Annotated in this window: 24 protein-coding genes and 6 pseudogenes; 23 read left to right on the forward strand and 7 right to left on the reverse strand. The window is 64.0% G+C overall.

Features of this window, described 5'->3' with window-relative positions:
- Positions 1-13: 13 nt before the first annotated feature.
- A complete protein-coding gene (locus tag CJ179_RS01590; protein ID WP_095860529.1) occupies positions 14-1,183 on the reverse strand; it encodes an acyl-CoA dehydrogenase family protein in 1,170 nt (389 codons plus the stop codon).
- Between the two features lie 206 nt (positions 1,184-1,389).
- Between CJ179_RS01590 and CJ179_RS01595 the strand changes: the two genes are divergently transcribed.
- From CJ179_RS01595 to CJ179_RS51230, 3 genes and pseudogenes are all read left to right on the forward strand, one after another.
- Positions 1,390-3,051 carry an AMP-binding protein gene (locus CJ179_RS01595; RefSeq protein ID WP_095860530.1) on the forward strand — a complete coding sequence of 554 codons (1,662 nt, stop codon included), beginning with the start codon at positions 1,390-1,392 and terminating at the stop codon, positions 3,049-3,051.
- A gap of 684 nt (positions 3,052-3,735) precedes the next feature.
- Positions 3,736-3,892: pseudogene (locus CJ179_RS52545) on the forward strand (phosphatidylserine/phosphatidylglycerophosphate/cardiolipin synthase family protein); the annotation flags it as partial.
- Between the two features lie 74 nt (positions 3,893-3,966).
- Complete coding sequence (locus CJ179_RS51230; RefSeq protein WP_179377467.1) at positions 3,967-4,113, forward strand: hypothetical protein; 147 nt, start codon at positions 3,967-3,969, stop codon at positions 4,111-4,113.
- Positions 4,114-5,036: 923 nt separating this feature from the next.
- On the opposite strand, the gene CJ179_RS01605 is transcribed toward CJ179_RS51230, so the two are convergent.
- Together CJ179_RS01605 and CJ179_RS01610 are read right to left on the reverse strand one after the other, a co-directional pair.
- On the reverse strand, positions 5,037-5,867 hold the full coding sequence (locus CJ179_RS01605) for a phytanoyl-CoA dioxygenase family protein (RefSeq protein ID WP_095860532.1): 831 nt from the start codon (positions 5,865-5,867) through the stop codon (positions 5,037-5,039).
- Between the two features lie 129 nt (positions 5,868-5,996).
- Positions 5,997-6,809, reverse strand: a complete 813-nt coding sequence (locus CJ179_RS01610) for a helix-turn-helix domain-containing protein (RefSeq protein ID WP_179377501.1) — start codon at positions 6,807-6,809, stop codon at positions 5,997-5,999.
- A gap of 376 nt (positions 6,810-7,185) precedes the next feature.
- Here CJ179_RS01610 and CJ179_RS52100 point away from each other — a divergent pair.
- Positions 7,186-7,383: pseudogene (locus CJ179_RS52100) on the forward strand (Tn3 family transposase); the annotation flags it as partial.
- Between the two features lie 297 nt (positions 7,384-7,680).
- Here the strand turns inward: CJ179_RS52100 and CJ179_RS01625 are convergent.
- On the reverse strand, positions 7,681-7,899 hold the full coding sequence (locus tag CJ179_RS01625) for a hypothetical protein (RefSeq protein ID WP_257015247.1): 219 nt from the start codon (positions 7,897-7,899) through the stop codon (positions 7,681-7,683).
- A 482-nt stretch (positions 7,900-8,381) separates the two neighbouring features.
- A pseudogene (locus CJ179_RS52550) lies at positions 8,382-8,471 on the reverse strand (recombinase family protein); the annotation flags it as partial.
- A 402-nt stretch (positions 8,472-8,873) separates the two neighbouring features.
- On the opposite strand from CJ179_RS52550, the gene CJ179_RS01635 reads away from it, so the two are divergent.
- The 13 genes and pseudogenes from CJ179_RS01635 to CJ179_RS01695 all read left to right on the forward strand — a co-directional run.
- Positions 8,874-10,028 carry a substrate-binding domain-containing protein gene (locus tag CJ179_RS01635; protein WP_095860535.1) on the forward strand — a complete coding sequence of 385 codons (1,155 nt, stop codon included), beginning with the start codon at positions 8,874-8,876 and terminating at the stop codon, positions 10,026-10,028.
- A gap of 166 nt (positions 10,029-10,194) precedes the next feature.
- Positions 10,195-11,247 (forward strand): hypothetical protein, encoded by a 1,053-nt coding sequence (locus CJ179_RS01640; protein ID WP_143548864.1) that lies wholly within the window; start codon positions 10,195-10,197, stop codon positions 11,245-11,247.
- Between the two features lie 70 nt (positions 11,248-11,317).
- On the forward strand, positions 11,318-11,749 hold the full coding sequence (locus CJ179_RS01645) for a cupin domain-containing protein (RefSeq protein ID WP_095860537.1): 432 nt from the start codon (positions 11,318-11,320) through the stop codon (positions 11,747-11,749).
- A 33-nt stretch (positions 11,750-11,782) separates the two neighbouring features.
- Positions 11,783-12,061, forward strand: coding sequence for a YciI family protein (locus CJ179_RS01650; RefSeq protein ID WP_143548865.1), 279 nt, complete (start codon positions 11,783-11,785; stop codon positions 12,059-12,061).
- An 88-nt stretch (positions 12,062-12,149) separates the two neighbouring features.
- Positions 12,150-12,677: a VOC family protein gene (locus CJ179_RS01655; protein WP_095860539.1), complete on the forward strand. Its 528-nt coding sequence runs from the start codon at positions 12,150-12,152 to the stop codon at positions 12,675-12,677.
- A 136-nt stretch (positions 12,678-12,813) separates the two neighbouring features.
- The gene (locus CJ179_RS53735; protein WP_306454232.1) at positions 12,814-12,984 is read left to right on the forward strand and encodes a hypothetical protein; all 171 of its coding nucleotides are present in this window, start codon (positions 12,814-12,816) and stop codon (positions 12,982-12,984) included.
- 201 nt (positions 12,985-13,185) lie between these two features.
- Complete coding sequence (locus CJ179_RS51235) at positions 13,186-13,329, forward strand: hypothetical protein (RefSeq protein ID WP_179377502.1); 144 nt, start codon at positions 13,186-13,188, stop codon at positions 13,327-13,329.
- A gap of 35 nt (positions 13,330-13,364) precedes the next feature.
- Positions 13,365-13,490 (forward strand): annotated as a pseudogene (locus CJ179_RS01670) (DUF4193 family protein); the annotation flags it as partial.
- A 39-nt stretch (positions 13,491-13,529) separates the two neighbouring features.
- Positions 13,530-14,093 carry a site-specific integrase gene (locus CJ179_RS53945; protein ID WP_095860540.1) on the forward strand — a complete coding sequence of 188 codons (564 nt, stop codon included), beginning with the start codon at positions 13,530-13,532 and terminating at the stop codon, positions 14,091-14,093.
- Between the two features lie 37 nt (positions 14,094-14,130).
- On the forward strand, positions 14,131-14,457 hold the full coding sequence (locus CJ179_RS01680) for a hypothetical protein (RefSeq protein WP_095860541.1): 327 nt from the start codon (positions 14,131-14,133) through the stop codon (positions 14,455-14,457).
- Positions 14,454-14,639, forward strand: coding sequence for a hypothetical protein (locus tag CJ179_RS01685; protein ID WP_143548866.1), 186 nt, complete (start codon positions 14,454-14,456; stop codon positions 14,637-14,639). Before CJ179_RS01680 ends, CJ179_RS01685 begins: the two co-directional genes overlap by 4 nt.
- Positions 14,636-15,058: a DUF6262 family protein gene (locus CJ179_RS01690; RefSeq protein ID WP_095860543.1), complete on the forward strand. Its 423-nt coding sequence runs from the start codon at positions 14,636-14,638 to the stop codon at positions 15,056-15,058. The genes CJ179_RS01685 and CJ179_RS01690 overlap by 4 nt, the downstream gene beginning before the upstream one ends.
- A gap of 93 nt (positions 15,059-15,151) precedes the next feature.
- A pseudogene (locus CJ179_RS01695) lies at positions 15,152-15,229 on the forward strand (DUF4193 family protein); the annotation flags it as partial.
- A gap of 345 nt (positions 15,230-15,574) precedes the next feature.
- On the opposite strand, the pseudogene CJ179_RS01700 reads toward CJ179_RS01695, so the two are convergent.
- Positions 15,575-15,856: pseudogene (locus CJ179_RS01700) on the reverse strand (hypothetical protein); the annotation flags it as partial.
- A gap of 381 nt (positions 15,857-16,237) precedes the next feature.
- On the opposite strand from CJ179_RS01700, the gene CJ179_RS01705 reads away from it, so the two are divergent.
- Positions 16,238-19,519 (forward strand): protein kinase, encoded by a 3,282-nt coding sequence (locus tag CJ179_RS01705; protein WP_095860544.1) that lies wholly within the window; start codon positions 16,238-16,240, stop codon positions 19,517-19,519.
- Positions 19,520-19,668: 149 nt separating this feature from the next.
- On the opposite strand, the gene CJ179_RS01710 is transcribed toward CJ179_RS01705, so the two are convergent.
- Complete coding sequence (locus CJ179_RS01710; RefSeq protein WP_095860545.1) at positions 19,669-21,135, reverse strand: aspartate ammonia-lyase; 1,467 nt, start codon at positions 21,133-21,135, stop codon at positions 19,669-19,671.
- A 609-nt stretch (positions 21,136-21,744) separates the two neighbouring features.
- Here CJ179_RS01710 and CJ179_RS01715 point away from each other — a divergent pair.
- From CJ179_RS01715 to CJ179_RS01735, 5 genes are all read left to right on the forward strand, one after another.
- Positions 21,745-22,398, forward strand: a complete 654-nt coding sequence (locus CJ179_RS01715; RefSeq protein WP_095860546.1) for a GntR family transcriptional regulator — start codon at positions 21,745-21,747, stop codon at positions 22,396-22,398.
- Positions 22,399-22,722: 324 nt separating this feature from the next.
- Complete coding sequence (locus CJ179_RS01720; protein WP_179377505.1) at positions 22,723-23,775, forward strand: extracellular solute-binding protein; 1,053 nt, start codon at positions 22,723-22,725, stop codon at positions 23,773-23,775.
- A gap of 128 nt (positions 23,776-23,903) precedes the next feature.
- On the forward strand, positions 23,904-24,668 hold the full coding sequence (locus CJ179_RS01725; protein WP_095860548.1) for an ABC transporter permease: 765 nt from the start codon (positions 23,904-23,906) through the stop codon (positions 24,666-24,668).
- Positions 24,665-25,477, forward strand: coding sequence for an ABC transporter permease (locus tag CJ179_RS01730; RefSeq protein WP_179377507.1), 813 nt, complete (start codon positions 24,665-24,667; stop codon positions 25,475-25,477). Before CJ179_RS01725 ends, CJ179_RS01730 begins: the two co-directional genes overlap by 4 nt.
- Positions 25,474-26,601, forward strand: a complete 1,128-nt coding sequence (locus CJ179_RS01735; protein WP_095860549.1) for an ABC transporter ATP-binding protein — start codon at positions 25,474-25,476, stop codon at positions 26,599-26,601. Before CJ179_RS01730 ends, CJ179_RS01735 begins: the two co-directional genes overlap by 4 nt.
- The last annotated feature ends 57 nt before the right edge of the window (positions 26,602-26,658 follow it).

Consider the following 26,658-nt stretch of genomic DNA (forward strand, 5'->3'; position numbering starts at 1 on the left):
AGTCGGGGCCGGACTACGCGTGTTGCCGGAATCGGTGGCCGGGGAATAGCTGTGCGGCGATGGCGTTACGCAACACCGGCGGCGATCCACCGGCGACCATCGCAGCGATCGCGTCGCGGTGCAGACGTTGTATCGGGAAGTCCAGCGTCGCACCGTCGCCGCCGTGGAGGAGAACCCCTTGCTGTGTCAGGTTCGGGAGCATTGTGGCGCCGGACAGCTTGGAAACCGTGGAGTCGAGCGGTCGCGGGAATCGCGAATCGATCGCGGTGACCGCGGCCTTGTAGGTGAGCAGCCGGTGCGCCTCGATCGCGACGTGCATGTCGACGAGTGAGTGGTATGTGGCCTGGAACTCGATGATGGGACGTCCGAAGGACTTACGTTCCTCGCAGTATCGGACGGTCTCGTCGTATGCGGCCTCCGCAAAGGCGAGGCTGTAGATCGAATTATGCAACCGCTCCATGTTGAAAGCGGTCATCAGGTCGGAGAATCCTCCTGCGCCACGGATGAGGTTGATCCTGGGCACGCGGCATTCGTGCATGTGGACCTCGCCGTGAGGCAGCCCCCGCGATCCTACGAACTGCGCACCGGGCTCCAGATCGAGCCCGGGGGTCCCCTTCTCCACGAGGATGCACCCCACGCCTTTCGCGCCGGGGATATCGTCGAAACGGGCAAATACGGCGTAGATCTCGTTCTCGGGAGACCCGGTAATGAACCGCTTCGAACCGGTGACGATGTAGTCGTCACCGTCGAGCACCGCAGTTGTCTCGAGGTCCGTCAAATCAGACCCGTGATCGGGTTCGGTCAGTGCGATCGCACAGCCCTTCAACCCGTTGACGATGTCGGGGAGAAATTTACGCCGGGTCTCCTCCTGTTCGGCGAGCAGGACCATGGAGGGTCCCGGACCTGTAGTGCAGAACGGGGGTTCCCCGAGAATCCAACTCTGCGACGAGCGGAACAGTTCCTCGACCACGATGACGTAATCCAGGGCTGTGCCACCCTTGCCGCCGTATTCGGTGGGGATGGTCAGCCCGAGCAGTCCTGCCTCGCGCATCGACTCGGTGACCTCACGGTAGGGGCTGGCATCGTCGCGATCCCAACTCGTGTGCCGTCCGCGCCAGGCCATTCCCGCCTTGTGGGCGCGCTCCTTGAGTTCGAGCTGCTCGGGCGTGAAGTCGAAGTCCATTGTGCCTCCGATTGACCGGATAATATTAGTAGGTACTATACATAGTTAGCAGAAGCTGTCCAGCACGACGCAACCACCATCGCTGAGGTGCACTCCTTTCGGATTGCACTCACCGAATCGAACGACGAGGACACACGATGGTCGACGACGTGGTGAGCGCCCACTCCACAAGGGGTGGAATCCGGCATGGGTAGGAGGAGGGTGCGATGAGCACGACACCAAAGAGTTTCTACGAGATCGCACAGCGATACCCGGACCGACCGGCCGTCGTCGACGCCGACGGAACCGAACATCGCACGTACGGAGACCTGCTAGCACGAGTGAACGCCATCTCCAACGGGCTTCGTCGCGAAGGCCTCGATGCCGGGGATGTTGTCGCGCTGCTTACCCACAATTCGCCCGCGTTCTGGGAGATGGAACTCGCCACTGGACAGGTCGGCATGTACATCGTCCCAATCAACACGCATCTGACGCCAGAGGAGATCGCATACATACTGCGAGACAGCGGATCCTTGACACTGGTGGCACACAGTGATCTCGCCGAACAACTCACGTCGATCCACGTCGACCTGCCCGAGAGTCGGTATGCGATCGGCAGCCCGGTCGAGGGATGGCGTCCATACGAAGACCTGTGTGCTGGCGAAACGGACACTCCAACCGACCGAAGATACGGCCCGGTCATGGGATACACGTCCGGGACCACCGGGCGACCCCGCGGTGTCCGCCGACGCGTTGCCGGGATCGGCCCCGAGCGGCATGCACAAGGTCTCGTCCGCTCGATTCGGTGGGGGCTGGGCGGCCCCGGCGGTGTGCACCTGGTGTGCTCACCGCTGTACCACTCGGCACCCGGGATGTTCTCCACCGCAGCGCTTCACGACGGTCACACAATCGTGTGCCGACGGCGATTTGATCCCGAGGTCACCCTCCGTGACATCGAGCATTTCCGGGTCACCAATAGTCACATGGTCCCGACGCACTTCCGCCGCCTACTCCAGCTACCAACCGAGACCCGACGCACGTTCGATCCGAGAAGCCTGCAGGCCCTCGTGCATGCCGGTGCACCGTGCCCGGCCGAGACCAAACGGGACATCCTCGCCTGGATCGGCCCGATCGTCTGGGAATACTACGGCGCAACGGACGGCGGTCTGGTAAGCATCGTGGGCCCCGACGAATGGCTCACCCGGCCCGGCACCGTCGGTCGCCCCGCTCCCGGAGTGTCAGTGGCGATCATCGACGAAACTGGTGCCACGCAACCACCCAATACACCCGGGCCGGTGTATCTGCGGGGATCATTCGAGTTCGAATACCACGGCGACCCCGACAAGACGGCTGCGAGCCGCCAGGGACCATGGACGACCGCTGGAGACATCGGCTACCTGGATAGCGATGGATACCTTTTCCTGCTGGATCGACGTGACGACCTCATCATCTCGGGCGGCGTCAACATCTACCCCCGCGAAATCGAAGAGCGTCTCCTGACGCACCCGGAGGTCGACGACGTCGCCGTTATCGGGGTACCCGACCCCGACTGGGGACAGAGCATAGTCGCGTTCGTCCAACCGTCGGCCGACGTCACCGACGACGACAAACTTGCCGGGGAACTCCTCGCCCACTGCCGCCAGGGACTCGCCCCTTACAAGCACCCCCGACATTTCAAGTTCCGCTCGCGCCTACCCCGTACCGAAGCCGGCAAGTTGCAACGCCGATTGCTTCGGTCAGACGACGCGCCACAATCGGAACCAGCGCTCGCAGACAATCCGAAAGTTCACAGCGAGGCCACACCGTCCGCCGCCACTGGTTCGAAGAACGTTCCACCTGAGACAAGCCTCAACAGGCTACGCCGCGCAACACAAACAATCCGGACGTGAACACAATGCGAGATCCCCCGGTATCGAAGCTCCCGAGAATTATTGCGGCCATGCAGAGGTGATGGTTGAGTGTGAATCGTCGCGACGGTTCACGTGGGGCACAAGAGTCATTAATTATTCTGCATACCAACATTATTCGTACTTGTGACGACCACCGCACAGCGTGCACGAGGAAGCGACCGCGTAATTACTGCCAGGGACAACGGCGCGGTGCGCCCTAGGTTTCCCTTTCCGGAGTGCACATCCCGGAAAGGGTGCAGAACCGCCGGCCGGCGGGCATCATGGCGGCCCGGCCGGCGGCTCGAGCACCAGCAAGGTATCGACCACCGTTGCGCTCCAACCCAGTAGACGCAGTCCAAATAGCCCCGGCGCGCGCCAGTGGAGGAATGCCTAACCCACGGCGGCGTATTCTGACACGGCGCACGTTGTCGTCAACCGCGCTACCGACCTCCGCGCGCACGCTTGGTACCCGTGCGGGCGCGCCGAACCCATCCCACACCGCGAACGAGGGGCGCCCGTGACGGCATCCATCCTTCGTACCAGAAGCGGGACCTACGAATCAGTTCTAGGGGAAGGGGACATGCCATCTTCACAGTCAGCGGCCTGCATCCGTGGCTCGTACGTGAGGCCGCCAATCCCGGAACCCACCCAACCGGGTGTTCACACCTGTTACCGTTTTCGAGTGTGAGGACCACCTTCCACGGGCCGAGTCCGTGGCCATACATCACCCGCGCCATCCGCACGCACGGAACCCGTCATGCGGCGATCGCCCACCTCGGCCAGGACCCGCCCGCCCTGCCGCCACTGCGTGCCGGGGACGTCCTCGACGTGAATGCCGCCGAGTCATCGCATCGAGGTTACCGACGCGGTCGACGATCGACCGGAATTCCGGCGACCCGAGCTCGGATACCGATTTTGACGAGCTGGTCTATCGCAGATGGGTACACGTTTGCCGCCCGCACCGTGATCATGTCGTCGCTGATCGCCGATCCCGACTGGCCCGCCCACGCTCTCGAAATCGAAACCAGTGCCACCGAGTGGTGGCTCCAGGCATCCTTCTGATGTGAAATCCCACCACCAGGATTTCCCAAGAGCCGGCATGTTCATCGCCTGTGGATGATCGACCTCGCGAATGCCCACGTTGAGATCTGCGCACTACTGCGCATAGGTACGGGCCGAGTTCTTGCCGAGGCACTCCCCCTGCAGGCTGAGCCCGTTCCTCCTCACCGGGGTACCGGAAGCAGGAATTGTCCTCCGTACCCACAGGTCTGGCCGACGGACTCGAGCACAAAGCACGACGCACCTTTGTGATTACCTAGCGATCAATCCGCACGGGTCGAGTCCGACCGCCGTTGAGACGTCACCACGTGCTGGTCTCGAATCACTTTGTGCGCGAAAGCAGTCCTGACGCGAATGTACGTGCCTGCCCTCTTACGCTCGAGCATGCATGAAAATGTGCGCGCAGACATCGGCGGGGCTTCTTGCAGAACCGCACAACGGATTCCTCCACGGCTGTCACACCGTCTGTTGCCTGCATCCACCGGACGGGTAGAGGAGTATGGGCTCACATCGCTGCCTTACAGTGTTCCCGGTGGGAATCGAACGAGTGTTACTGGAACTGCCGGCAAACTCGACTCCAGCAGACGTGGAGGCGCAGACCGTCGCTCAGTTGCGGTCCAAGGCATCCGGACCTGGTCCCATCTGCCCCTTCAGACGATCCTGACCACCAATGAGCGCGGCGTCAGCCGGTACACCTTCACCCACTGGATCGACAACGACCACCGCCTAACCAGCCAGAGCGACACCACTACTCGCGCACGATCGATTCACGGCACACCTGAACCCGGGTAAGGCGATCCGGCGAAACAGCCCCCACGCCGTACACGACATTTCCAAAAAGAGTCGCGGAAACCTCACAGCGCCACCACCAGCGCAGATGCTCTCTATCGACCCGGAAAATGCCTACAAACTCCGCTCCAGGCTGACTACGCGTCCTCGGTCATGCGCACGAAGCGTGGATGATCGCCGAGTCGGGCACCCGGCTCGAGACCGAGGTCGTCGGTGTCGGCGAACCGCGCTCCCGTATACCGCACGTCGCCGGGAAAACAGCCCATCGCCCACGCCCATCGAGGCTCCTCGGTGAGATTGGGCGTCGCGCTGTGCACCATCATGCCATGGTGGACGGTGGCGTCTCCTGCCCGAAAGTGCAACGGCGGACTCACGTCGAACTCCTCCGTGAGAGAAGGATACTGGCTGACCAGATCGATGTCGGATCGCAACGAGCGCCCAAGAGGCCCTTCCAAGTGCGATCCGGTCAGGAACCGAAGCGCACCTCGTTCGGGTGGCACATCCTGCAGCGCCACCCAGAACGTGATGAATCCGATCCGATCGCGCGAGAGATTCGGCCAATCCTGATGCCAGTCCGTCGCCGTGCTGCGCTGCTCCCCTTGCTCGGGCAGTTTCACCAACGCTCCGTCCAGACCCAGGTGGATTCCGATCTCGCGGCCCAGCAGTCGTTGCGCATTGCGACCCATCGACCTCGACATGGACACCCTGTGGAAGGGCTCCACATTTCCGTCGCGGGCCAGGAACCGCCAGTCTCGCCATGCACCCGCATCGAAGTACCGAGTATTCTGCGCCGCCGCCGCATCGGGTACCTGGGCACCGTCTGTCCCCATGTGCTCAACCAAGAAATCCGCCATCGCCCTCACAGCATCGGTATCGACGTATCGCGGAAGGAGGACCCAGCCGTCTCGCCGAAACGCTGCCGCCTCCTCGTCTGTGATCTCCCGTACCGGGTCAACGCAGGTCTTCATCGCATCTCCTTCGCGTCCAGTGGCAGTACCTCATGGCGATGGTCGCCGCAATCGCACTGCCGGTGCTGACGATCTTGCGACCTGCGATACCTGACAGGAAGAACCGAAGCGGGAGTAGTACCGGCACTGTCACCCTCGCGTCGCGAGCCGACACAGATCCTGCTCCGCGTCGCTGCCGGGGACGGCATGAAACACGACGATCGTCTGACGATCCGCTCCCACGACCGCCAGCTTGTTGTAATGCAGCGATACCTCACCGATCTGCGAATGCCGGAAACGTACGACGTCGCTCGGACGCAGGCCCGCGTCATGCCGGTCCCACAACTGTCGGAACCGTGAACTGTGGGTAGCCAGGTCGGCAATGAACTCCCCGACCGCGGGGTCTTCGAGATCGTTGTTCGTCGCGATCCGGAGGCTGGCGACCGCATCCTCGGTCAGTATGTTCCAGTCCACCAGCAGCTCTCGCGCGTCCGGATCCAGGAAGAGTCTACGCAGTTGGTTGCTGCCCCGATGAAACATCGGCGACAGTGCTTCGGCCGAGGGGTTCGAGCACAGCACGTCGCGCATTCTCCCCAGCACGTATGCAGGAGCTGAGATCCGCCGAACTACCTGCTCGATCCCCGGGGCCACAAGCTCACGTAGGCGAATCCGGTGCGAGGGTTCGTCGGATCGGCCGAGCTTGAGCAAGTACTGGGCCGCTTCGTCGTCCAACTGGAGTGCATGGGCGAGTCCGCGTAGCACGTCCGGTGACGGATGCCGGTCACGCCCCTGTTCCAGCCGGACGTAGTACACCACGCTGATGCCCGCCAGTTGTGCCAACTCTTCGCGGCGCAAACCCGGTACCCTACGGCGTCCGCTATCGGTAATTCCCGCAGCATCTGGGCTGACCAATGCACGTCGAGCGCGCAGGTACTCACCCAGCCTGCTCCCGTTCTCCACCACAGGCCGGACCTCCTCGGCGTCCCAAACGGAACCTGTCGGCAAGCATGCACACCGCTGAAACGCTTGAAGCGCGGACGATCTGGTACTCAGTGCAACGCTCGATCGTCAGTCGCGGGCTCGTCTCGAATCTCGGCGAACAGCGCGACACCGCAGCCGGATCCGTCTCGGCGAAGGACGAGCGAGGTTGAGTCGTTTGAGCTGCACCGGCGTAGCCGTCGAACTCACGCGAGCAATTTCTAGCCGCAATCAGTAAATATGTCAAGTACTCACTATATAGCTGCCTGCGAGTGCATTCATCACCGCCGTCGCAGGCGCGGGACACGATCCGACGCGGTGACGGACGGTCGACCAGATCCACCATCTGGTGTACACCCGGTTGGCGACGGCGCCGACCGTTTCGCTGCTGATTGAGCTGAACAAACGCACCGGCTACCTGGACTGTTTCGCCCACGCCGGCGGCAAAGCAGGCCCGCGTCTCCGAGTTGAAACGCAACCTGATCGCGGTGCTGCTCGCCTCCCCAATCTGGGTCTGACCCGGATGGTGGAGGCGTCGGGGATCTCCGACGACATCCTGGTCTAAGGCCAGGTCAGTGGCGGCGTGGCCGGTTCTTGAGGTCAAGTTTGTGGTGTATTTGGGTCACGTTCGACTGCTTGATGTTTCATGTCGCGAGTTGCGCTGTGGCGGTGAGGTTGTCGACGGCGGTGCGGTACGCGGTGGCAGCCGATCGGAGGTGACCGGGAGTGGTTGTCGGGGTGGCGAGTTCGGCCAGGCCGGTGGGCAGGATCCGGTCATGGACTCAGGTAAGGAACTTCACGGTGTCGAGTCCGTGGTTGGTGACCAGGTAGCAGTGGGTGCCGGCGATCCGGGTCATTAGGCTGCGGGTCGTGAGCCGACATGCGCCCGACTCGCTGTGATCGGGTCGACGCCCTCCCGTTCGCACATCTCCAGGGACTCGGCAAGCCCCCGGGCGTAGGCGTCGATCGTCCGAGGCGCCCGCCCGAGATCGGTCCACACCCGCAGCCACGCGGCCGCCTGCACATGCCTGCCCAGCACCGGCCACTTCTCTTTCACCACCAGCATGCCGCTCAAGCCATCTCCTCAGTTCCGTGGTCAACACCGAGGAGGCATGATCACCCGCAGGGCCAGATTCCACGTAACTTTAATGCTCGAGCTGCAGATGTATGGACGCGCCAACCTCGACCTGCTCCGCAAACGTGTCCTACACGACGGATAGTCAAGCGCCCCATAGGAATCATGACGACTGCGTTGGATCCAGTTTCAGCGAGCGGCGTCAGTGTGGAGAACAGTTCGCTCAGTGCCTGCGCAGTGCGCTGTTTCGAGGGGTACTGGCACATGTAGAGATACACGATAACCGCGAGGATTCGCGGACTGTACTGGACTGGGGGCGTTCACCCAGGTCGGGGCATCGGCGCTGTTATCGGTGCCGCACGCACGGTGCCGGGCCACCAGTTGGTACTCGGTGACACGGATGGTGGTCGGGGGCAGGTCGAACACCTGCCGGCCGGCGGGCCACTCCCGCATCGGGTGCCCCGGCAAGTCCAGTGCCGCAACTTCTTGTCCACGTAGATGTTCGCCTGGTCGATCCCCGCCTTCGTGAGCGCGTCGATCTGCCGCGCGAGGTGCTGCCTGCTCGTCGACACCCCTGAGTTCCCCAATTCCTGTGGATCTGGCGTGATTCTGTGTACTGCAAATGGCTTGGTTGTCGTGGTATTCGATAGCGCCGAGGCGAGTGAAGTAGCCCCAGGGACGACCGCAGGAGGTGCGGGGCCGATCTCCTCGCCGCTAGGACCTATTCACTGTCGTGGATGGTTGTCGATACTGACAAAGCCCTGGAGCCTTCCGCACCGAGTGAGTGGTTATGTCCAATCGCTGGGCGGGCGGATCAGGGGATCGGCACCGGCACTTCATATCTCAGGCATCGAGACGCAAGTTCAAGCCTGGAAGGCAGTGGTTAGTAAATGCTTGACATCATAGTGCAGCCGTCGTTAATGTGACCGAAACCACACCGGGCGATGCTCAGAGCAGCCTCAAAGGAGCCCTCAGTGAATACTCGATTCCGACGGTCGCTGCTTGCAGCCACCGCACTCCTCCTGGTCGGCACGGCCGCCTGCGGCGGCAAAGGTGACAGCTCGCGCAGCGATCCCACTCCGCAGATGAACGATGCCACTTCGCAGATAAACGTCGACGAGGCCGAACACGCCGTCGCGGCGCTGTCCATGCCACCGGACATCGGCTACAACCCTGGTCCGCTAAAGAGCAGGCCGGTCGGGAAGAAGATCGCCGTCATCCTTCCCACGACTGCTCGATCCGCCGCCAACGAGCCCGTGTGGGAGAGGCTCGGCAAGGAGCTCGGATTCAATCTGTGGATCCGCCAGGTCGGCACCTCCGCCGAGGACATGGCCGACGTGATGAATGAGGTTGCAGACGACTCTTCGATCGTCGGTGTCTATGTCAACAGTCGCGATCCCAGCCTGTGGCAGTCGCAGTTCGACAAGATCTCGGCTCGCGGAACCCCGATCGTCTTGAGCTCGATCACCGATGACCCCAAGTGGACCAGCAAGTCCGTCAACATCCAGTCGGCTGACCGTGTGGTCAAGAACATCTCCGGCTACGCGGCTGACTGGATGGTGGCGGACAGCGGCGGCAAGGGCTCGTCGGTGGTCTTCACCATTCCCGTCCAGCCGGCGTTGGACAAGGTCGCGGACGCCTACTCCAGTCGGATCGAAGAATCGTGTCCGGGCTGCTCGGTCGACCGCGTGAACATCAAGGGCTTCGACTCGATCGGCAAGGACCTTCCCGGATCGGTCGTCAGCTATCTCCAGGCCCATCCCAACGTGAAGTATGTCTTCATGGCCTTCGGGGACATGACGATCGGCGTCCCCGATGCTCTCCGCGCGATCGGCATGAGCGACGTCAAGCTCTACTCCCAGTCGGCTGGGCGCACGAACATCCAATACCTCAGGGATGGCCTTCAGGCCGCCGACTTCGCCTACAGCAACCAGCTGCTGATCTATGTGGGCCTCGACGCGCTGGCACGCGGCACGCAGGGCGAGTCCATGGAGGTGGCGGACAAGTGGATGATGCCGGCACAACTGCTGACTCCGGAGAACGTCAGCTCGGCGAAGGTGAACCAGGACGGATCTCTCGATGTCGCTGATACCGAAGCCTTCTTCATAAAGTTGTGGGGAATCGAGTAGCACCGAAGGCGAGCCCGTATGGCGAGAACGACAACGCCGGCAACCGAGAGGGCATCACCGATGTCCAGTTGCGCCCGCCGCGGACCGAACCTCTCGGACCCGATCCAGAACCCTCCTCACCCATCCGCAAGAACGCGTTGAACTCGACACAGAAGCAGGAGATGACATGTCTGACTTCACCATCTGTATTGGCTCGACCGGGGGCGGCCTATGGGCCAGCCACGATTCGGGCCGGAACTGGAACCTCAGCACCTGCGACGATCCCGCGCAGCCGTACGAGCTCGACTGCCGAGCAATGGTCGTCGCCCCGGACGATCCGCGCGTCGTGTGGGCCGCGATCGAGGGCGAAGAACATGAAGACGTGATCGCTCGCAGCACGGACCTCGGCGACACCTACCAGCGCGTCAAGGTGCCCGTCAACGGCCGACAGGTCTGGTCCCTTGCCATCAGTCCCCATGATCCAAAGCTGATCTTCGCGGGAACCAGGCCTGCCGGGCTGATCCGGAGCACCGACGGCGGGGAGACCTGGTCGGAGATGCCTATCGGTGCCGCGAAGGTCTGCAGCGCCGGGAAGACCCGACTGCTGAGCCTGACGTTCACTGACGTACCCGGCGAGCTCTATGCCGGTATCGAGATCGACGGCATCTACTTCACGAAGGACAACGGCGAGACCTGGACTCGCTTCGAGACCACCGGTGGGCGTGCCCTGCTCGGCGACGACGAGGTCTGGAAGGAGGACCGCCCCGCGGACATCCACGCCGTAACCCACTCGACCACCACGCAGGGGCATCCCGCACTGTCCGTCGCCATGCCTATCGGCTACTTCCGGACCGAGGACCTCGGGAAGAGCTGGTACCAAACACGGTTCCCCGAGAAGGACCGCTTCGACAAGGGCATGTTCTACGCGCGGTCGATCGCGACCAAGGTGGACGACCCTACGGTCGTATTCGTCGGCGTGGGACGCCGGCCTCCGGAGCACGTGGTGCGCGGCGGAATCCTACGCAGCGACGACGGCGGCGACACCTGGGTGCCGGTCAGCCCGGTCCTTCGCTCGGAGGTATGGGCCATGGCGAGTCACCCGGACATGCCCGACACGATGGTCGCGATCACCCTCAACGGACAGGTTCTGGTGACGACGGACGGCGGCCTGGTGTGGGAGCTGATCGATCACGAGTTCGGAGAGACCCGGGCGCTCGCCATCACGCCCTTGGTGTCGTGAAGGCCACCCCTGGTACGAGTCCGATGAAATTCCGAGCAACCCCCGAGAACAAGACCTGTGGAGAGATGAAATGACTGCCAGCACCGAATGCACCGTGTTCAAGTACACCCAGAAGGAGACCGGACGGAGGAAGGCCGCTCACGTCCTGTGCCGCTCCGACATCGTCTTCGCCGCGGTCCAGGTCGTCCGGTCCGGCGGCGAGACGAACCTCCACTCGCACGGAAAGCTGGACGGCTTCTGGTTTGTGCTGCGCGGAGCGGCCCGCTTCTACACCACCGACGACGAGGTGCTCGCGGAGCTCAGCGCCGAGGAGGGGATCCTCATTCCTCGGGGATACCCATACTGGTTCGAGAGCGTGGGCAGTGAGGTCCTCGAGCTGCTGCAGGTCGAGGCGTCCGTGACCCAGTACGACACGGTCAGGGGATTCGGCGAGGACCGGACCGACTACACGCCTCGAACAACCCGTGACAGCGACGTCATGGTGCTGAAGGACGAGGCGTAGACGAATGCCGGGCCAGAGCGAGGGGAACTGACGATGGCTGCAATGTTCATGGTGGTCTCCACCTGGGGTGAGCTAAGCCGCAAGGACGAGCTTCAGGCCGCGGAAACGGCGACAATCGCCCGCCTGCAGCGGGAGGGATTCATCGTCCAAGGGTTCCAGAGGAGCGACGGTGGCGGTGGTTTCACAGTGGTCGTGGAGCAGAGTCTCGAGGCGGCGCAGGCGCGGCTCCGCGAGCTTCCCTTCGTCCAGAACGGTGTGCTTCGTCTCGATCTTTTCGCGGTGACTCCGCGCGCCCAGCCCACGGCTGGATGAAGCCACCTGGCCTCGTGGAGCGAATTCGCCCGCGAGGTCATCTCGCAGACTCCTTCGACAACCCCATTGACCTTGAGCAGGAGGCGCAGTGCAGTTTCGTTTCAATCACATCGGCATCACTGTGAGTGATCTCGACAAGTCGGTCGAGTTCTACCGCACGCTGTTCGGCCTACCGCCAGGACTCTATGTCGACATCCTCGCCGAGGACGCGTCCGCGGACGGGCAGGGCCGCCTTCAGCGGGTGGCCTTCGTTCCGATCGGGGAGACCGGCCTGATCGAGCTGCACGAGTTCACCCCGACGCGAGAGGCGCTAGGCGGTGGTCTCGAGAACACCGGGTATGCGTACCTGTCCTTCGACGTCGACGATCTCGAAGCCGAGTACGACCGGCTGGTGAAGCTCGGAGTCGACATCATGGCGTCACTCAGGGAGATCTACGTCGAGGCTCCCGACGGGAGTGAGACACCACGCTGGCAGAAGGTCTGCGACGTGCGCGACCCAGACGGAAAGCGCGTCGAGCTGGTCGAGAACGACACACGCCTCCAGACCCCGGCCATCAACCATGCTGCTCGGCAGGGACTGGCCCGGCCCGATCATCCCTACGTCGTCCGCGTCTGAGCCCGGGTGGTGGCGTGCTGGTGCACGCGGTTGAACGGCGAGTCCACGCTGACCATCCAGTCGATGTCGCCAGCGGCATCGGCGGCAGGCAGGAAAAGATCGGGCTCGCCCGGTGGGTGGTGATCAACGGGTACCGGTGCCTGGCCGCCGCCGAAAACTTCGGCCGCCCAACCTCGATATCGTCGTCAAGGACGAGGTCGCCATGGACCGGGTGACCCTGCTCGCGGCGGCGGTCATCGGAAACGTCGGCCGCCGCGACTTCGACGTCATCGCAGAGGCCAAGGCCCGTCGAACTCCTGATCGGTGAATGCGACCGTCGAGAAGGCCGCCATGACACTCGCAAAGTCCAAGGGATGGATCTCTCAACGCCGAGGCCAACGTTGCCTGGTACACGACGTTCTTCGGCCGCCCTGCCGACCGTCGCCTACCCGACCTCTCCGAATGGCAGCTCACCGGTGACGCGGCGCTGCAACTGGTACTCGACCCGTACGGCGCCGGCAGCTCGACGGTGGCGCTCGCCGTAGACGGCATGGACGGCGTCCTCGCCGACCTCGAGCACCACGACATCATCCCGGAGATGATCATCGACGGGACAGCGACGATCACCGACCCCGCCGGCAACCGGATCAGAATTACGGCGCATCACCCGTAGTCCCTCGAACAGCTGACCACCGGCCGGAAAGACACCAGTCCCCCGCCGTGGACGTCGAGGACACCGACACCGCCGAATCCTTCGAACTTCCCGGCGCCGACCTGTCCGGTGAAGAACTCACCGTCCGCGTCATCCCCAAGCACGCCGACGAATTCACCTGTTATCTGGGGCTTTCTGGGGGCGTCTGCGACGCGGCATGAATGAGTCGGTGGAGCGTCGGCGTGTCGTCTGTGGACGGGTTATCCGCGGTCCTTACGCTAGTGTCTGTGACGAACGCAACAGCGGGGCCCTGCAGGTCACAACGATTGGTGCTGGCCGACGGGGAGCGGACGTGGACCGTGGTGGGTCGGGACTATCTTCCGGTCGCGCCAGCCGAGAAGTATTTGGAATACCTTCGGGTGCAGAGGAACTCACCTAGCACGGTGAAGTCCTACGCGCGGGCGTTGGCGCTGTGGTGGGAGTACCTGTCGGAGTTCGATCGGGACTGGCGCGCTGTGACTTTGGAGGATTTCGGCGGGTTCTTGTGCTGGTTGCGCACCGAGGACGGACCCGACGTGGTGTCGATCGCGCCGGGGCGGGCCCGGTTTGCCGAGTCGACCATCGCGGTGCGGCTGCGGGCTGTGCTCGCGTTCTACTCCTACCAGCAACATCGATGTCGGCCGCGAGTTGTATCGGATCGTCCACGGCCGCAACGGCAGATACAAACCTTTGCTCGAGCGCATCGCCCGGCGTCGGGGTCGCCGCCGGGCGGTGATCCGGGTTAGACAACCGCAGCGGGCGGCGCCGTCGACGCTGACGCCCGTGCAGATCGATCGGATCTGCACGGCGTGCGCGCAGTGGGATCCGACCACGCGGGAGTGGCGGGGCTCGGTGCGCAACCGGCTGTTGTGGGCTCTTCTTGCCGAGACGGGGCTGCGTCTGGGTGAGGCGCTGGGGCTGCAGCACCGCGACTGGCATACCGGTCCGGGGGATACGCCGTTCATCGAGGTCGTCGCCCGCGAGCATCCGCGCGGTGTGCGCGCCAAGAGTGGCTACCGGCGCCTCTACGTTTCCGATGACCTCGACCGCCTCTACGGCGAGTACCTCTGGCAGTTATGGCGTTCGCGGCCCGCACCGGGCAGGAGATGAGCCCGGACAACGTGTGGCTGGCTGGGCGCACGCAAGAACACGACGCCCTCGGCCGCATCATCGACACGCTCGAACAAACCGGCCACCGAACCGACAGCGACGGCCGGGCCGTTCGCGGCGCCGGCGTCGCCGCCCGCACCGACGCCCTGGCCGCCGAACACGAACAGGAGAGGCGACCGTGAGCCGAGGCAACCCCGACAATCTGCGCCGCGCCGCCGCCGCCAAGAGCGCCGCCGCTCACTCCCGCGCCGACCACGGCATCCGGGAAATGATTCGCCGCGACGTCCCCGTCACCTTCCGCGGCCTGGCTCAAACCGCGGGCGTCTCACTGGACTTCCTCTACCGCAATCCCGAGATCCGTTGCCGCGTCGAGCAGTTGCGGACCCAGCAGCGCGGCGCCACGCCGGCCCCATCGACGCCCGCCGATCCCGACCACCCGAGCAGCGTGGTACGCACCCTGACCGTCCAGATCACCGAACTCAAACGCCGGCACCGCGAGGAAGTGCAGACGCTGAAGGCGGCGCTGGAGGCCGTACACGGAGAGAACCTCGAGCTCCGCCGCCGCCTCGGCGGAAACGGCCCTCACCCGGCGGAACTCTGACCCTCGGGGAACTGCTGATCGCTTACAGACCCGACTGCAAGCGGTCTAGCAGCGCAGACAACACGATCGGCGACGCCAACTACAGATACCAGGTGCACCAGTTGCTTCCTCGTCCATCACCGCAGCCGCCTCGCCGACCCCGCGCAGCGGATGTGCCGCGACTGCGCCTGAAACGTCGGAATATCCGCGGACCCGCACGTGTCCACGAGAAACGGTGCAATCCTCCGGGTGCGCTGATCTGCGCGGAGACCGCCACCGCCATGTATCACCTCATCGCACACACTCGACCCGCGCGATGCCTTCGTCTCACGGGCCCCGGCGGCCCGTAATGGAGGTGGTGGGGCGGGCGGGGCTACCGCCCCACCACCCGCACAACCCCACCATCACGGGGCATGACGATGCCACCGGCCACCCCGCTGGCCGTCGCCCCGGCTCGTAGCGAGGACAGTCTCATGCGCGGCAGAAGAGCTGCCGCACGCCGCCGTCCTCATCGACCGCATACGGCGCCATCCCCTACAGACCCAGAATCCGCTGAGGTGCCCGCACCGCAGCCTCCACCGAAAGAGGGTGGTCCCGAACGACCAATGCAAACGACACCGACTGATCCGGTTCGCTCGGCATCCGCCGCACGAGCTGCCCGATCGCGGTATCGACGTCTAACCCCGGCGCCTTGGACGCAGCCTTGACCTCGACGTAGAGCCGGCGGCCGTCCTTCTCGGCAACAATGTCCACAAAATCCACCTCGGTACGGACAGTCCATCCCTGAGACGACAACCACCCCGCGAAGTCCTCGACCACGCGGGCCTCATCACCTCTCATGCCGGACACGGTAAGCCTGAAACATCAATTCCGAACAACACAACAACGCAAGACACGACGAACATATCGTCCGCCAAAAGCGGTCATCCATGGCTGGACGACGCGTGCGGTACACCAGCGGTGCAGACGCCGTCTCGATCGCCAGGTGAGCGTGCGTCGGCGTGCCCAACTGGGGCGGCCATCGCGTGATTCCTCAAGGGCTACCGCGTTGACCGCGACATCCTCATACACGTCGAAAACGATGTCAGCGATATCCTTGAGAGCACGCCATAGAGGCAAATCCACGGTTGCATTTGCGCTGGTCGTGCCGTCGGGACCAGTGTGGGGAACCACGAGCCGACGGAGTGAGTAGACCGTCCGATGGGTGAAGGTGATCCGCTCGACACGCAGCGGTACCCGTCCTCCCCTGCCGCGGAGCTGGCAGGCACGGGCTTCGACGATGCCGAGGAGATCGGCCGCGGCGGTTTCGGCGTCGTCTACCGCTGCACCCAGGAGGACCTAGATCGCACGGTGGCGGTGAAGGTGCTCACCGTCGAACTCGACGAGGAGAACCGCGCTCGATTCTTCCGAGAACAGAGGGCGATGGGCCGGCTGACCGGGCACCCGAACATCGTCAACATTCTGCAGGTCGGTGCCACCGACAGCGGCCGTCCCTACATCGTGATGCCGTATCACCCGCAGGATTCGCTCGACGTGTGGATCCGCCGTCACGGTCCGTTGCCGGTGGACGAGGCGCTGCGACTCGGTGTGAAGATGGCGGGCGCGGTGGAGACGGCGCACCGGCTCGGCATCCTGCATCGCGACGTCAAACCCGCGAACATCCTGCTCACCGATTACGGCGAACCGGAATTGACCGACTTCGGCATCGCCCACATCACCGGCGGCTTCGAGACCGCCACCGGCGCCGTCACCGGGTCCCCGGCCTACACCGCGCCCGAGGTCCTCGGCGGTGAACCACCGACACCGGCCGCCGACGTCTATGCCCTCGGCGCCACCCTGTTCAGTGCCCTCACCGGTCATGCCGCATTCGAGCGCCGCAGCGGTGAACAGGTCGTCGCCCAGTTCCTGCGGGTCACCACACAGGAGGTACCCGACCTGCGCGAGCACGGAATCCCGGACGACGTGTCCGAGGCGATCGCCCGCGCGATGTCCCGGACCCCCGATCAGCGCCCGGCTACCGCGGACTTCGGGAAACAGCTGCGCGGGCTGCAACGCGCCCACGGCTTCCCGGTCGACGAGATGGCCCTGCGCGCAGAACCCACCGCAGAGGTGGATGCGGAGATCACTGCTCGGGGACCTGTGTCGCGTGGCCTCCGACGGTCCACTACCCCCTCCACGCTGGGCGCGACGGGAAGTCTCCCCCTGGAATTGACCAGCTTCGTCGGCCGCCGACACGAACTCACCGAGGCGAAGAACCTGCTGACCGGGTCGCGACTAGTGACGCTGACCGGGATCGGGGGTGTTGGGAAGACCCGGCTGGCGATGCGGGTCACGTCCGCTGTGCAGCGCGACTACGCCGACGGTGTGCGCCTGGTCGAGTTGGGTGACCTGCGCGACGAGACATCGCTGGTCGACGCCATCGCCGGCGGGGTGGGGGTGCGGGACCATTCGGCGAGGCCGCTGCGCGAGGTCCTCGTGGAGCATCTGGCGGCACGGGAACTGCTGCTGGTGCTCGACAACTGTGAACACGTGGTGGACGCGGTCGCTGAACTCGTCGGCCTCCTGCTGCGGGTGTGTCCGCGGTTGCGGATTCTGGCTACCAGTCGCGAACCCCTGGTCATCGGCGGCGAGGCGGTGCTGCGGGTTCCCCCGCTGGCCGTCCCCGATCCCGAACGGAAGCCCTCCCTGCGCGGGTTGCCCAAATACGATGCGGCGACCCTGTTCGCCGAACGCGCCGCTGCTGCCGTTCCGGGGTTCGCGCTCACCGAGGACAATGCGGCGGCGGTGGCGGGAATCTGCCACCGCCTCGACGGGTTACCGCTGCCGATCGAACTGGCGGCGGCCCGGTTGCGGGCGATGTCACCCGAGCAGATCCTGGGGCGCCTCACCGACCGCTACACCCTGCTGACCCGCGGCAACCGGGGCGCGCCGACACGGCAACAGACCCTGCGGTTGTGCATCGACTGGAGTTTCGAATTGTGCACCGCCGGCGAGCAACTGGTGTGGGGTCGGCTGGCGGTGTTCGCGGGAAGCTTCGAACTCGATGCCGCGGAGCTGGTCTGCGGCGAGGGCCTCGACCCGGACGAGTTACTCGACACGGTGACGTCGTTGGTGGAGAAGTCGATCCTGATCCGGGAGGAGCACGGGTCGGTGGTGCGGTTCCGGATGCTCGAGACGCTCCGCGAATACGGCTACGAGAAACTCGAGCAGACCGGTGAGGCTGTGGCTGTGCGCCGCCGCCATCGGGACTGGTACGAGGCGTTGGCGCTCGATGCGGAGGCCGAGTGGATCAGCGCCCGCCAACTCGACTGGATCACCCGCCTGAAACGGGAACAACCGAACCTGCGGGAGGCCCTCGAATTCAGCGTCGACGACGATCCCGCCGCCGGACTGCGCACCGCCGCCGCACTCCGCTGGTTCTGGAGCTCCCAAGGCCTCCACAACGAGGGCCGGCGCTGGCTCGACCAACTGCTCGCCCGCCAGAGCGGCCCACCCACTCGCGATTGGGTCAAGGCACTCTACTTCGACAGCGTCATGGCGAATGTGCAGGGCGATCTCGAGGCCGGGACCGCGCTCGTCGAGGAGGCACGCACGCTCACCGCGCAGACCAGTGATCCGATGATGCGCGCGCTCGTTGCCGACGCGGAGGGCATGCTGGCCCTCTACAGGGGTGACCTCCCCCGCGCATGCTCTCACCTGGAAACCGCGCTCACGGCGTTCAGCGAACGCGGAGATCGCACGCTCGAAGTGGCAGCTCTGTACCCGTTGGGGTTGGCCTATGAACTGTCCGGCCTGACCGACCAGGCAATCGAATGCCACGAACGTGTTCTCGCGATCACGCAGATGCACGGCGAGAAGGTGTATCGATCGCATTCGCTGTGGGCCCTGGGAATTGCCGTGTGGCGACAGGGCGATACCGATCGCGCGGTCCGGCTTCTCGAACAATCGCTGGAGCTGACCGGGCAAGTGCACAGCCCCCGCTTTGCCGCAGCCTGCCTCGAGGCGCTGGCCTGGATCTCATGCCAGCGGCACGACCCGGCTCGGGCCGCAGTGCTGATGGGAGCTGCGGACGGGCTGGCGAAGTCGGTGGGCAGTGCCGCCGTCATCCACTCCACACTTCTTGTCTACCGAGAGGAATACGCTCGGTCGGCCCGACAGACGCTCGGGGACAAAGCATTCGCAGCGGCCCACCGCAAGGGTGAACAGCTCGGCTTCGACGCGGCCATCGCCTACGCACGCCACGAACATCCGCCCCGCATCTCCGCACCCGACACCGGCGGGTCGACGCGGCTGACCAAGAGGGAACGCCAGGTCGCCGACCTGATCGCCGAAGGCCTGACCAATCAGGCCATCGCCGACCGCCTGGTGATCGCACCGCGCACCGCGCAAGGACATGTGGAGCACATCCTTGCCAAACTGGGCTTCACCTCCCGAACACGAGTCGCGGCCTGGGTCGTGGAGCAGGCACACGACGATGTGTAGGTGGCTAGGGATAGGATTCGCGGCACCAAAGTGGTGTGATGGCCAGTGGTACGTTCCCAAAATGCCGTGCGATTTAACGTTCCACTACCGCAATTCGATACGGACCGGCGCCATCGATGACCGTCCGGAACGCTCGGTCTGACACTGGTTCACTTGCTGCCTTTCCCTGACATGGTTTCCCGTGCTGCACTGGGCCGTGATGCGTAGGCCAACGTCACTGGGTTGAGGATGGCTGCCAATTCTTCCGGGCTGAGCAGGCCTTGTGACACCGCTAGGTCGGCCACCGCCTGCCCGCTCGACAGCGCATCAGCGGCGAGACGCGTGGCAGCCTCGTATCCGATGTGGGGGTTGAGAGCGGTCACCAGGCCGATGGAGCGCTGAACGTTGGAGCGCAAATACTCGACGTTGGCTGCGATTCCGGGCACGCAGAGTCTTGTGAGAGCGTCGCAACCCGCTGTCAGATGGTTAAGTGATTTGAACAGGCTATGGGCGATGATCGGCTCGAAGGCGTTGAGTTGCAACTGCCCGGCTTCGGCGGCCATGGTGATCGTGATGTCGTTGCCGATCACCTCGAACGCGATCTGGCTCACCACTTCGGGGATGACCGGATTGACTTTCCCAGGCATGATGCTTGAACCGGCCTGCACTGTCGGCAAAGTGATCTCACCCAAACCGATCCGAGGACCGGACGACAAGAGTCGCAGATCATTGCAGATCTTCGATAGCTTCACAGCGGTCCTCTTGAGGACACCCGACAACTGCACCAATGCGCCGACATCCTGGGTGGCTTCGACAAGGTCCGTCGCGGTCGACAACTCGAGCCCCGTTATCCGCCGCAGCTCGGCGCACACCTTAGCGGCGTAGTCGGGATGGGCGTTAAGTCCCGTGCCGATCGCTGTGCCCCCTAGGTTGATTTCGGAGATGAGGACCAGCGCTTCACTTAGCCGGGCGCTGTCTTCGTTGATCATCACAGCGAAGGTGCCGAACTCTTGTCCCAGTGTCATCGGGACGGCGTCTTGCAGCTGTGTCCGGCCCATCTTCAGGACGTCGGCGAATTCGGCTGCTTTGGAGCTGAATTCGACGGACAGCGCATCCATACCTCTGCGGAGTCGGGCTACGGCGAAGTGCAGTGCAACTTTCAGTGCCGATGGATACACGTCATTGGTGCTCTGCGACAGATTGACGTGTTCGAGCGGATGCAGGTATTCGTACTGGCCGCGTCGGTGCCCCAGGATCTCCAGTGCCCGGTTGGCGATCACTTCGTTGGCGTTCATGTTCGTCGATGTACCGGCGCCCCCCTGGATGGCGTCGACGACGAACTGCTCGTGATGGCGGCCGTGCTGGATCTCTTCGCACGCCTGCACGATGGCGACGCAGCATTGGTTATCGAGGAGGCCCAGTTCGTGGTTGGCCACCGCGGCTGCTTGCTTGACATAGGCGAGCGCTGACACGAGCTCGGTGTATCGGCTGATCGGGGTGCCGCTGATCGTGAAGTTTTCCAGCGCCCGCAGCGTGTGCACCCCATACAGTGCCTCGTCTGGTACCTCACGATCCCCGAGGAGATCGTGCTCGATACGAGTTCGGTCCGTAGCAGTGCTCACCGTGTATCCCTTCATCGTGTTTGTCGGCCCGGTCAGGCCTGGCCTCATCTGCACCGCTTCGGCGGAATGGCGACTTCGATTGCAAACCTGAAGTCCGTCGCTGCGCGGTCCGCAAGCAACTCGATCACCTGCGCCACTGTCCGCCATCCTAGCGACTAACTAGACAGCTAGACAACCAGGTTGGATGGTTCTATAGTTGTCGCTGTGAGTAGGAGCACGCGAGAGCTGCGTTGTCATCCTCGCGACGGACCGCGAAGGCTGGAGGAAAACACCCGCCCGACCAACGTCGACGCATGGGCGATTCGCGAACTCGCGTTCTCCGTAGCCGATGCTCATCCGAGCAGCCAATCAATCGAGGTAAGGCATGACTGTCAGTCCGCTGCGGAGTCCGGTGACCTCACTAGCACTGCAGCACTCGCCTACCGGGCCGCGGTAACGTGACGCCAGCCGCATCCACGAAGTCAGGATTCTCATCGTTGAACGCGCGGTCAGAACAAACCAGCGAGAACTCAGTGACTAGTTGCTCGGGCAGACCCCGTCCACCTACGCCCCGCACGTATTTCTCGACACCGAAGGCAGGGCAATGAACACATACAGACGGCAGGATTCTAGGATCGGTCATTGATGCAACCGGCAACGAAATTAGAGCGGACGAGCCTCGTAGACCAGGCCGTCGAACAACTGCGTAGTCAGATCATTGATGGGTCGCTGCCCCCGGGCACCCCATTGCCCGAGGGGCAGATCAGCGATTCGCTAGGAATCGCCCGACCTACCGTCCGCGAAGTGCTGCTGCGGCTGCAGAACGACGGCCTGGTCCAAAAGCAGGGCCGAGGGTTGCCACATGCTGTTACCCGCATCAGCCGTGAAGACCTCATCGATATCTTCACCGCACGGTTTCATCTCGAAGCGGCCGGCGCCCGATCATTCGACACCGCGACCGAGAACGCTCGCGAGGCGGTGGATCGAAGCCTCGAGGAGCTCGAGGCCGCGGTCGCCTCGTCCGACCGGCTCGCACAGGTTCGGCTCGACTCTCAATGCCATACCGCAGTTGTCGGCCTGACCGGTTCTCGACGATTGGTCGCCGCGCATACCCAGCTGTTGGTGGAGGCTCGACTGGCTGCGGTCACATCGCGCGGCGCCGATCGCGTCGTGGCCGTGGCCAACCACCGTGAGTTTGTCGACCTGCTTCGGGCAGGACAGACAGAAGCCGCCTGCAAGCAGCTCGAAGGGCGAATGAACGTTGCACGCGAGCGGGTCTTACAGAACCTCCCCGGCTGATCAACCGGGAGCAACAGTTCCGATACCTCATTCAACTCTGAGGACGACAACTGGCGATGGCGCATCTGCGCAGCTGGTAGCGCCCCTGTATCCACTCACGCACCCCTTCCTGACTGGGGTGAGCAACAGCCAACAATCCGTCGACTGCGAGTGCTTCACACGAAACACCTGATCGGACAAAGAAATGCCGACAACAGGGATACGACGTAGCGGCACCGCCACCAAGAGCAGGGTGGACATCCCGCTCCACGGGATCAGCGCGATCGAGGACCAAGAAACCACGTTCGCCCATCCTGCTTACATCTCGGAGGCGAGGCCGACGTGGTGAAGAAGCTCGCCCGCGTGGCACTCGCGCTCGGCGTCCTAACGACGCTAGTCGCGTGCGTATCGACGAGTACCAGCGACGGTGCAAATGGAGTGGATGTGGTACTCGTCGAGGGATTCGGCGCCGAGTACCAGGACCTTTTCGAGGAGCAGATCGCCAAGCCGTTCACAGAGGCAACCGGTATCCAGGTCAAGTATTCGGCAGGCGGGTCTGGCGCGGAACAGTACGCGGCCATCCGGGCCGCCAATGGCGACCCCGGTTTCGATCTCGCTGTGATGACCAGTCTCGAGCTATATCAGGGTAGCCGGGACGAGATGCTCACCCCGGTGACGCCGCAGCAGGTGCCGAATATGGCCCGCCTGCCGCAAAAACTGCTGAACAACACCTACGGCGTCGGCGCGATCCAGGACATCCAGCAGGTCGTGCTGATGTACAACCGCACGGCATTTCCACAGCCACCCACGAGCTGGGAGGTGCAATGGGATCCGCAATACCGCTCGGGTGCGCTGATCTTCAACCCAGCCAACATTCTCGGTGTCTACGCGCTGCTCACCGCCGCCGAGCTGGATGGCGGAGGAATCGACGACATAGATCCTGGGTTCGCCCGGACAGCGGAGCTGGCCCAGTATGCCCTCGCCACACCGACAAGGTCGGCCGAGGCGGTGCCGTTCATGGCGAAGGAAACCGCCACAGCCTTCCCATACCTGGATGGACGCGCCGCGATCTACTCCCACACCAACAACTACGACTTCACGGTTCCGCGTGAAGGAACGTATGCGTCACTGGGCTCCCTCGGTATCCCGGTCGGTGCCGCGCACAAGGATTCGGCCTACAAACTCATCGACTACTGGCTTTCCGACGAGGTGCAGCAGCGTTGGGCGCTTGCGTACAACGTCGGGCCCGCGATCACCGGTCTGCAGTTCTCCCCGGACTTCGCAGCCAAACACATCACGACTCCTGAGGCGCTGGAGGAGATCAAGATCGCCGATGCGGCAACTGTGGTGAAGAACCGCACCGAGTGGTCACAGCGGTGGGCGGAGGCCGTCCGGTGACAGCGATTGTGTCGTCCACCCCCACTCCTACGTCCAGGCGGTCGCCGACGCGTAGGCGTTCGGGGCTGCCGTGGTTGACGTTGCCCGCCACGGTTTGGGTCCTGGCAGTCTTCGCTATCCCGACCGCAATGCTGCTAGCCAGCAGCGTGCTGACCTTCGACGGCGCGAAGGTCACGGGACCGCTCACCACCGCGAACTATACGAACCTGTTCGGCGATAACTACTTCTGGTCCGTGCTGTGGGACACCGTCTCGATCTCGGTCGTGGTGGGAGCAGTGTGCACGGCCGCAGGACTGCTGGTGGCGCATTTCATCGTCCGATCCGGGTCACGGTTCCGCACGCTCGTCCTGCTCGTCGTTGTCTCTCCCCTGGTGGCCAGCGTCGTGGTCCGTACCTATGGCTGGCTGGTGCTGTTGCAGGACGACGGGCTGGTCAACCAGATCCTGCTCTGGACCGGGCTTGCCGACTCACCGGTGGCGTTCATCGGGTCGAAGTTCGCGGTGATCGTCGGGCTCGTGCACGTGCTCCTGCCATTCGCGGTGTTCACCGCAATGGCGAGTGTGCAGAGCGTCGATCCTGTCCTCGAGCGCGCGTCCCGCGATCTCGGTGCCGGACCGGTCACCACGTTCTACCGGATCACACTGCCGCTGATCCGGCCCGGCCTGATCGCCGGTTTCATGCTCACGTTCGCGATCAGTCTCGGTGCGTATGCCGCGGCCGCAATCCTCGGCGGAGGACGAGTGCAAACGCTCGCAACCCTGGTTCGCGACCGCATGGTGGTCAGCCTCGAATGGGGGCAGGCCGCGGCGATCGCCGCGGTCATCCTCCTGATCAGTGCAATCACGGTCTCCGCGCTGGCGTGGGCCGGCCGCCGTTCATCGAAGGGGGCATGACGATGCGTTTCCATCCGTGGCTGATGCTGCGCACCGCGCTACTCGTGCTCGTACTCGCCTTCGTGACCGTGCCGATGCTCGTCGTGGTCTGGACCTCCATCCAGCCCGACATCTACCCCGCGTTTCCGCCCAGCGGGCTTTCCCTGCGCTGGTGGAGTTCCGCGCTCACCCCCGAGTGGCTCCTGCCCATGGCGCTGTCCGCCCAAATCGCGCTCGGTTCCGCGGCGTGCGCGGTCGTGGTGGGCTCAGCCGCAGCCTATGCCCTCGCCCGCGGACCGGCCCGCGGGCGCTCCCTCCTGGAAGGGTTCCTCGCCAGCCCACTACTGCTACCCGAAATTGTGATCAGCCTGTCCGTCGTTCAGCTGGTCTCACTCCTCAGCGCAAGAGAATTGATCGGTCCCACCCTGCTGGTCATAACCCACGTCACGATCGGTATCCCCTTCGTTCTGCGCACCGTGGGAGTCAGTCTGCTCGGTGTCAACCCGCTGTGGGAACGCGCGGCCCGTGACCTCGGTGCCTCGGCGTGGCGCACGTTCGCCACGATCACGCTCCCGATGATGAAGTCGGGGATGTTCGCGGGCGCACTGTTCGCCTTCATCGTGTCGTTCAACAACGTCGAGCTCTCCCTGTTCCTCACCACGCGCAATTCGAACACGCTGCCCATCCGACTACTGCAGTACATGGAGTACGAGTACTCGCCGACCCTCGCCTGTGTCGCGGTCACCAGCGTCGTCGGTATCTGTCTCATCACGGGCGTGGCATCTCGGTTCGTCCACTTGACCGAGTTCATCCACGGAGGTACCACGTGACCGCACACGTACGCGCCATCACGGAGGCAGCCACGCGAGCGAGCACCGGCGGCTCCGCCGTCGCGTTGCGTGGTATCCGTAAGGAATTCGGTTCGTCGGCGGCCGTCGACAACCTCGATCTCGACGTGCATCCCGGCGAATTCCTCACTCTGCTCGGCCCCTCGGGCTGCGGCAAGACGACAACCCTGAACATGGTGGCAGGCTTCCTGACGCCCGACGCCGGACGCATCCTTCTCGACGGCCAGGATGTCCACCACCTGCCACCGGATCGGCGCGACACCGCGATGGTCTTCCAGCAGTACGCCCTCTTCCCGCACCTGACCGTCGGCCAGAACGTCGGATACGGGCTGCGGATGCGTAAACGCCCGAAAGTGGAGATCCGCGAGCGCGTCTCGGACGCGCTCGATCGTGTCGGCCTCGCCGGGGCCCAGGATCGTCTGACCACTCAGCTGTCCGGCGGGCAGCAACAGCGCGTCGCCCTCGCCAGGGCGATCGTAGTGCGCCCGAAGGTACTACTGTTCGACGAGCCACTATCGAACTTGGATCTCAAGTTGCGCGAGCAACTCCGACTGGAAATCAAGCACCTGCAACGCGAACTCGGGATCACCTCGATTTTCGTCACCCATGATCAAACCGAGGCACTGGTGATGAGCGATCGGATAGCGGTGATGCGAGCCGGCCGGATCGAGCAACTCGGTATGCCCGAGACGATCTACCAGGAACCGGCGAACGCGTTCGTGGCCGGGTTCGTCGGACAGTCCAACCTGATCCCCGGCGTGTGTGTGGAGGTCGGGTCGGGTGAATGCCTCGTCCGACTGTCCACTACCGACACAGTGCATGCGCGACACTCCGGAGCGGTCGCAGCGGGTGACCCGGTCCACATCCTGCTCAGGCCGGAGGCGCTCCGCCTGGGCGGTACGGATGCCGCGACGTCGATCGCGGGGCGGGTGGTCGAGGTCGTCAACGAAGGCAGTCTCGCCACCGTTGTCCTCGAGATCACCCCAGACATTCGGCTCCGGGTATCCGTGCCCGATCCAGGCGCGCTCAGCCTGCCCGCGCTCGGCAACGAGATCGACGTCACCGTTCCCCGGGGCGCCGCCCGCGCCCTACCCGCCGGCAACTAACAACCCCGCGTCTCGGCCGGAAATTGCAGAAAACCGCAACTTCAGCGACTGGTGAAG

It is taken from the genome of Rhodococcus sp. ACS1 (genome assembly GCF_002300155.1).
Classification (GTDB): Bacteria; Actinomycetota; Actinomycetes; order Mycobacteriales; family Mycobacteriaceae; genus Rhodococcus_F; species Rhodococcus_F koreensis.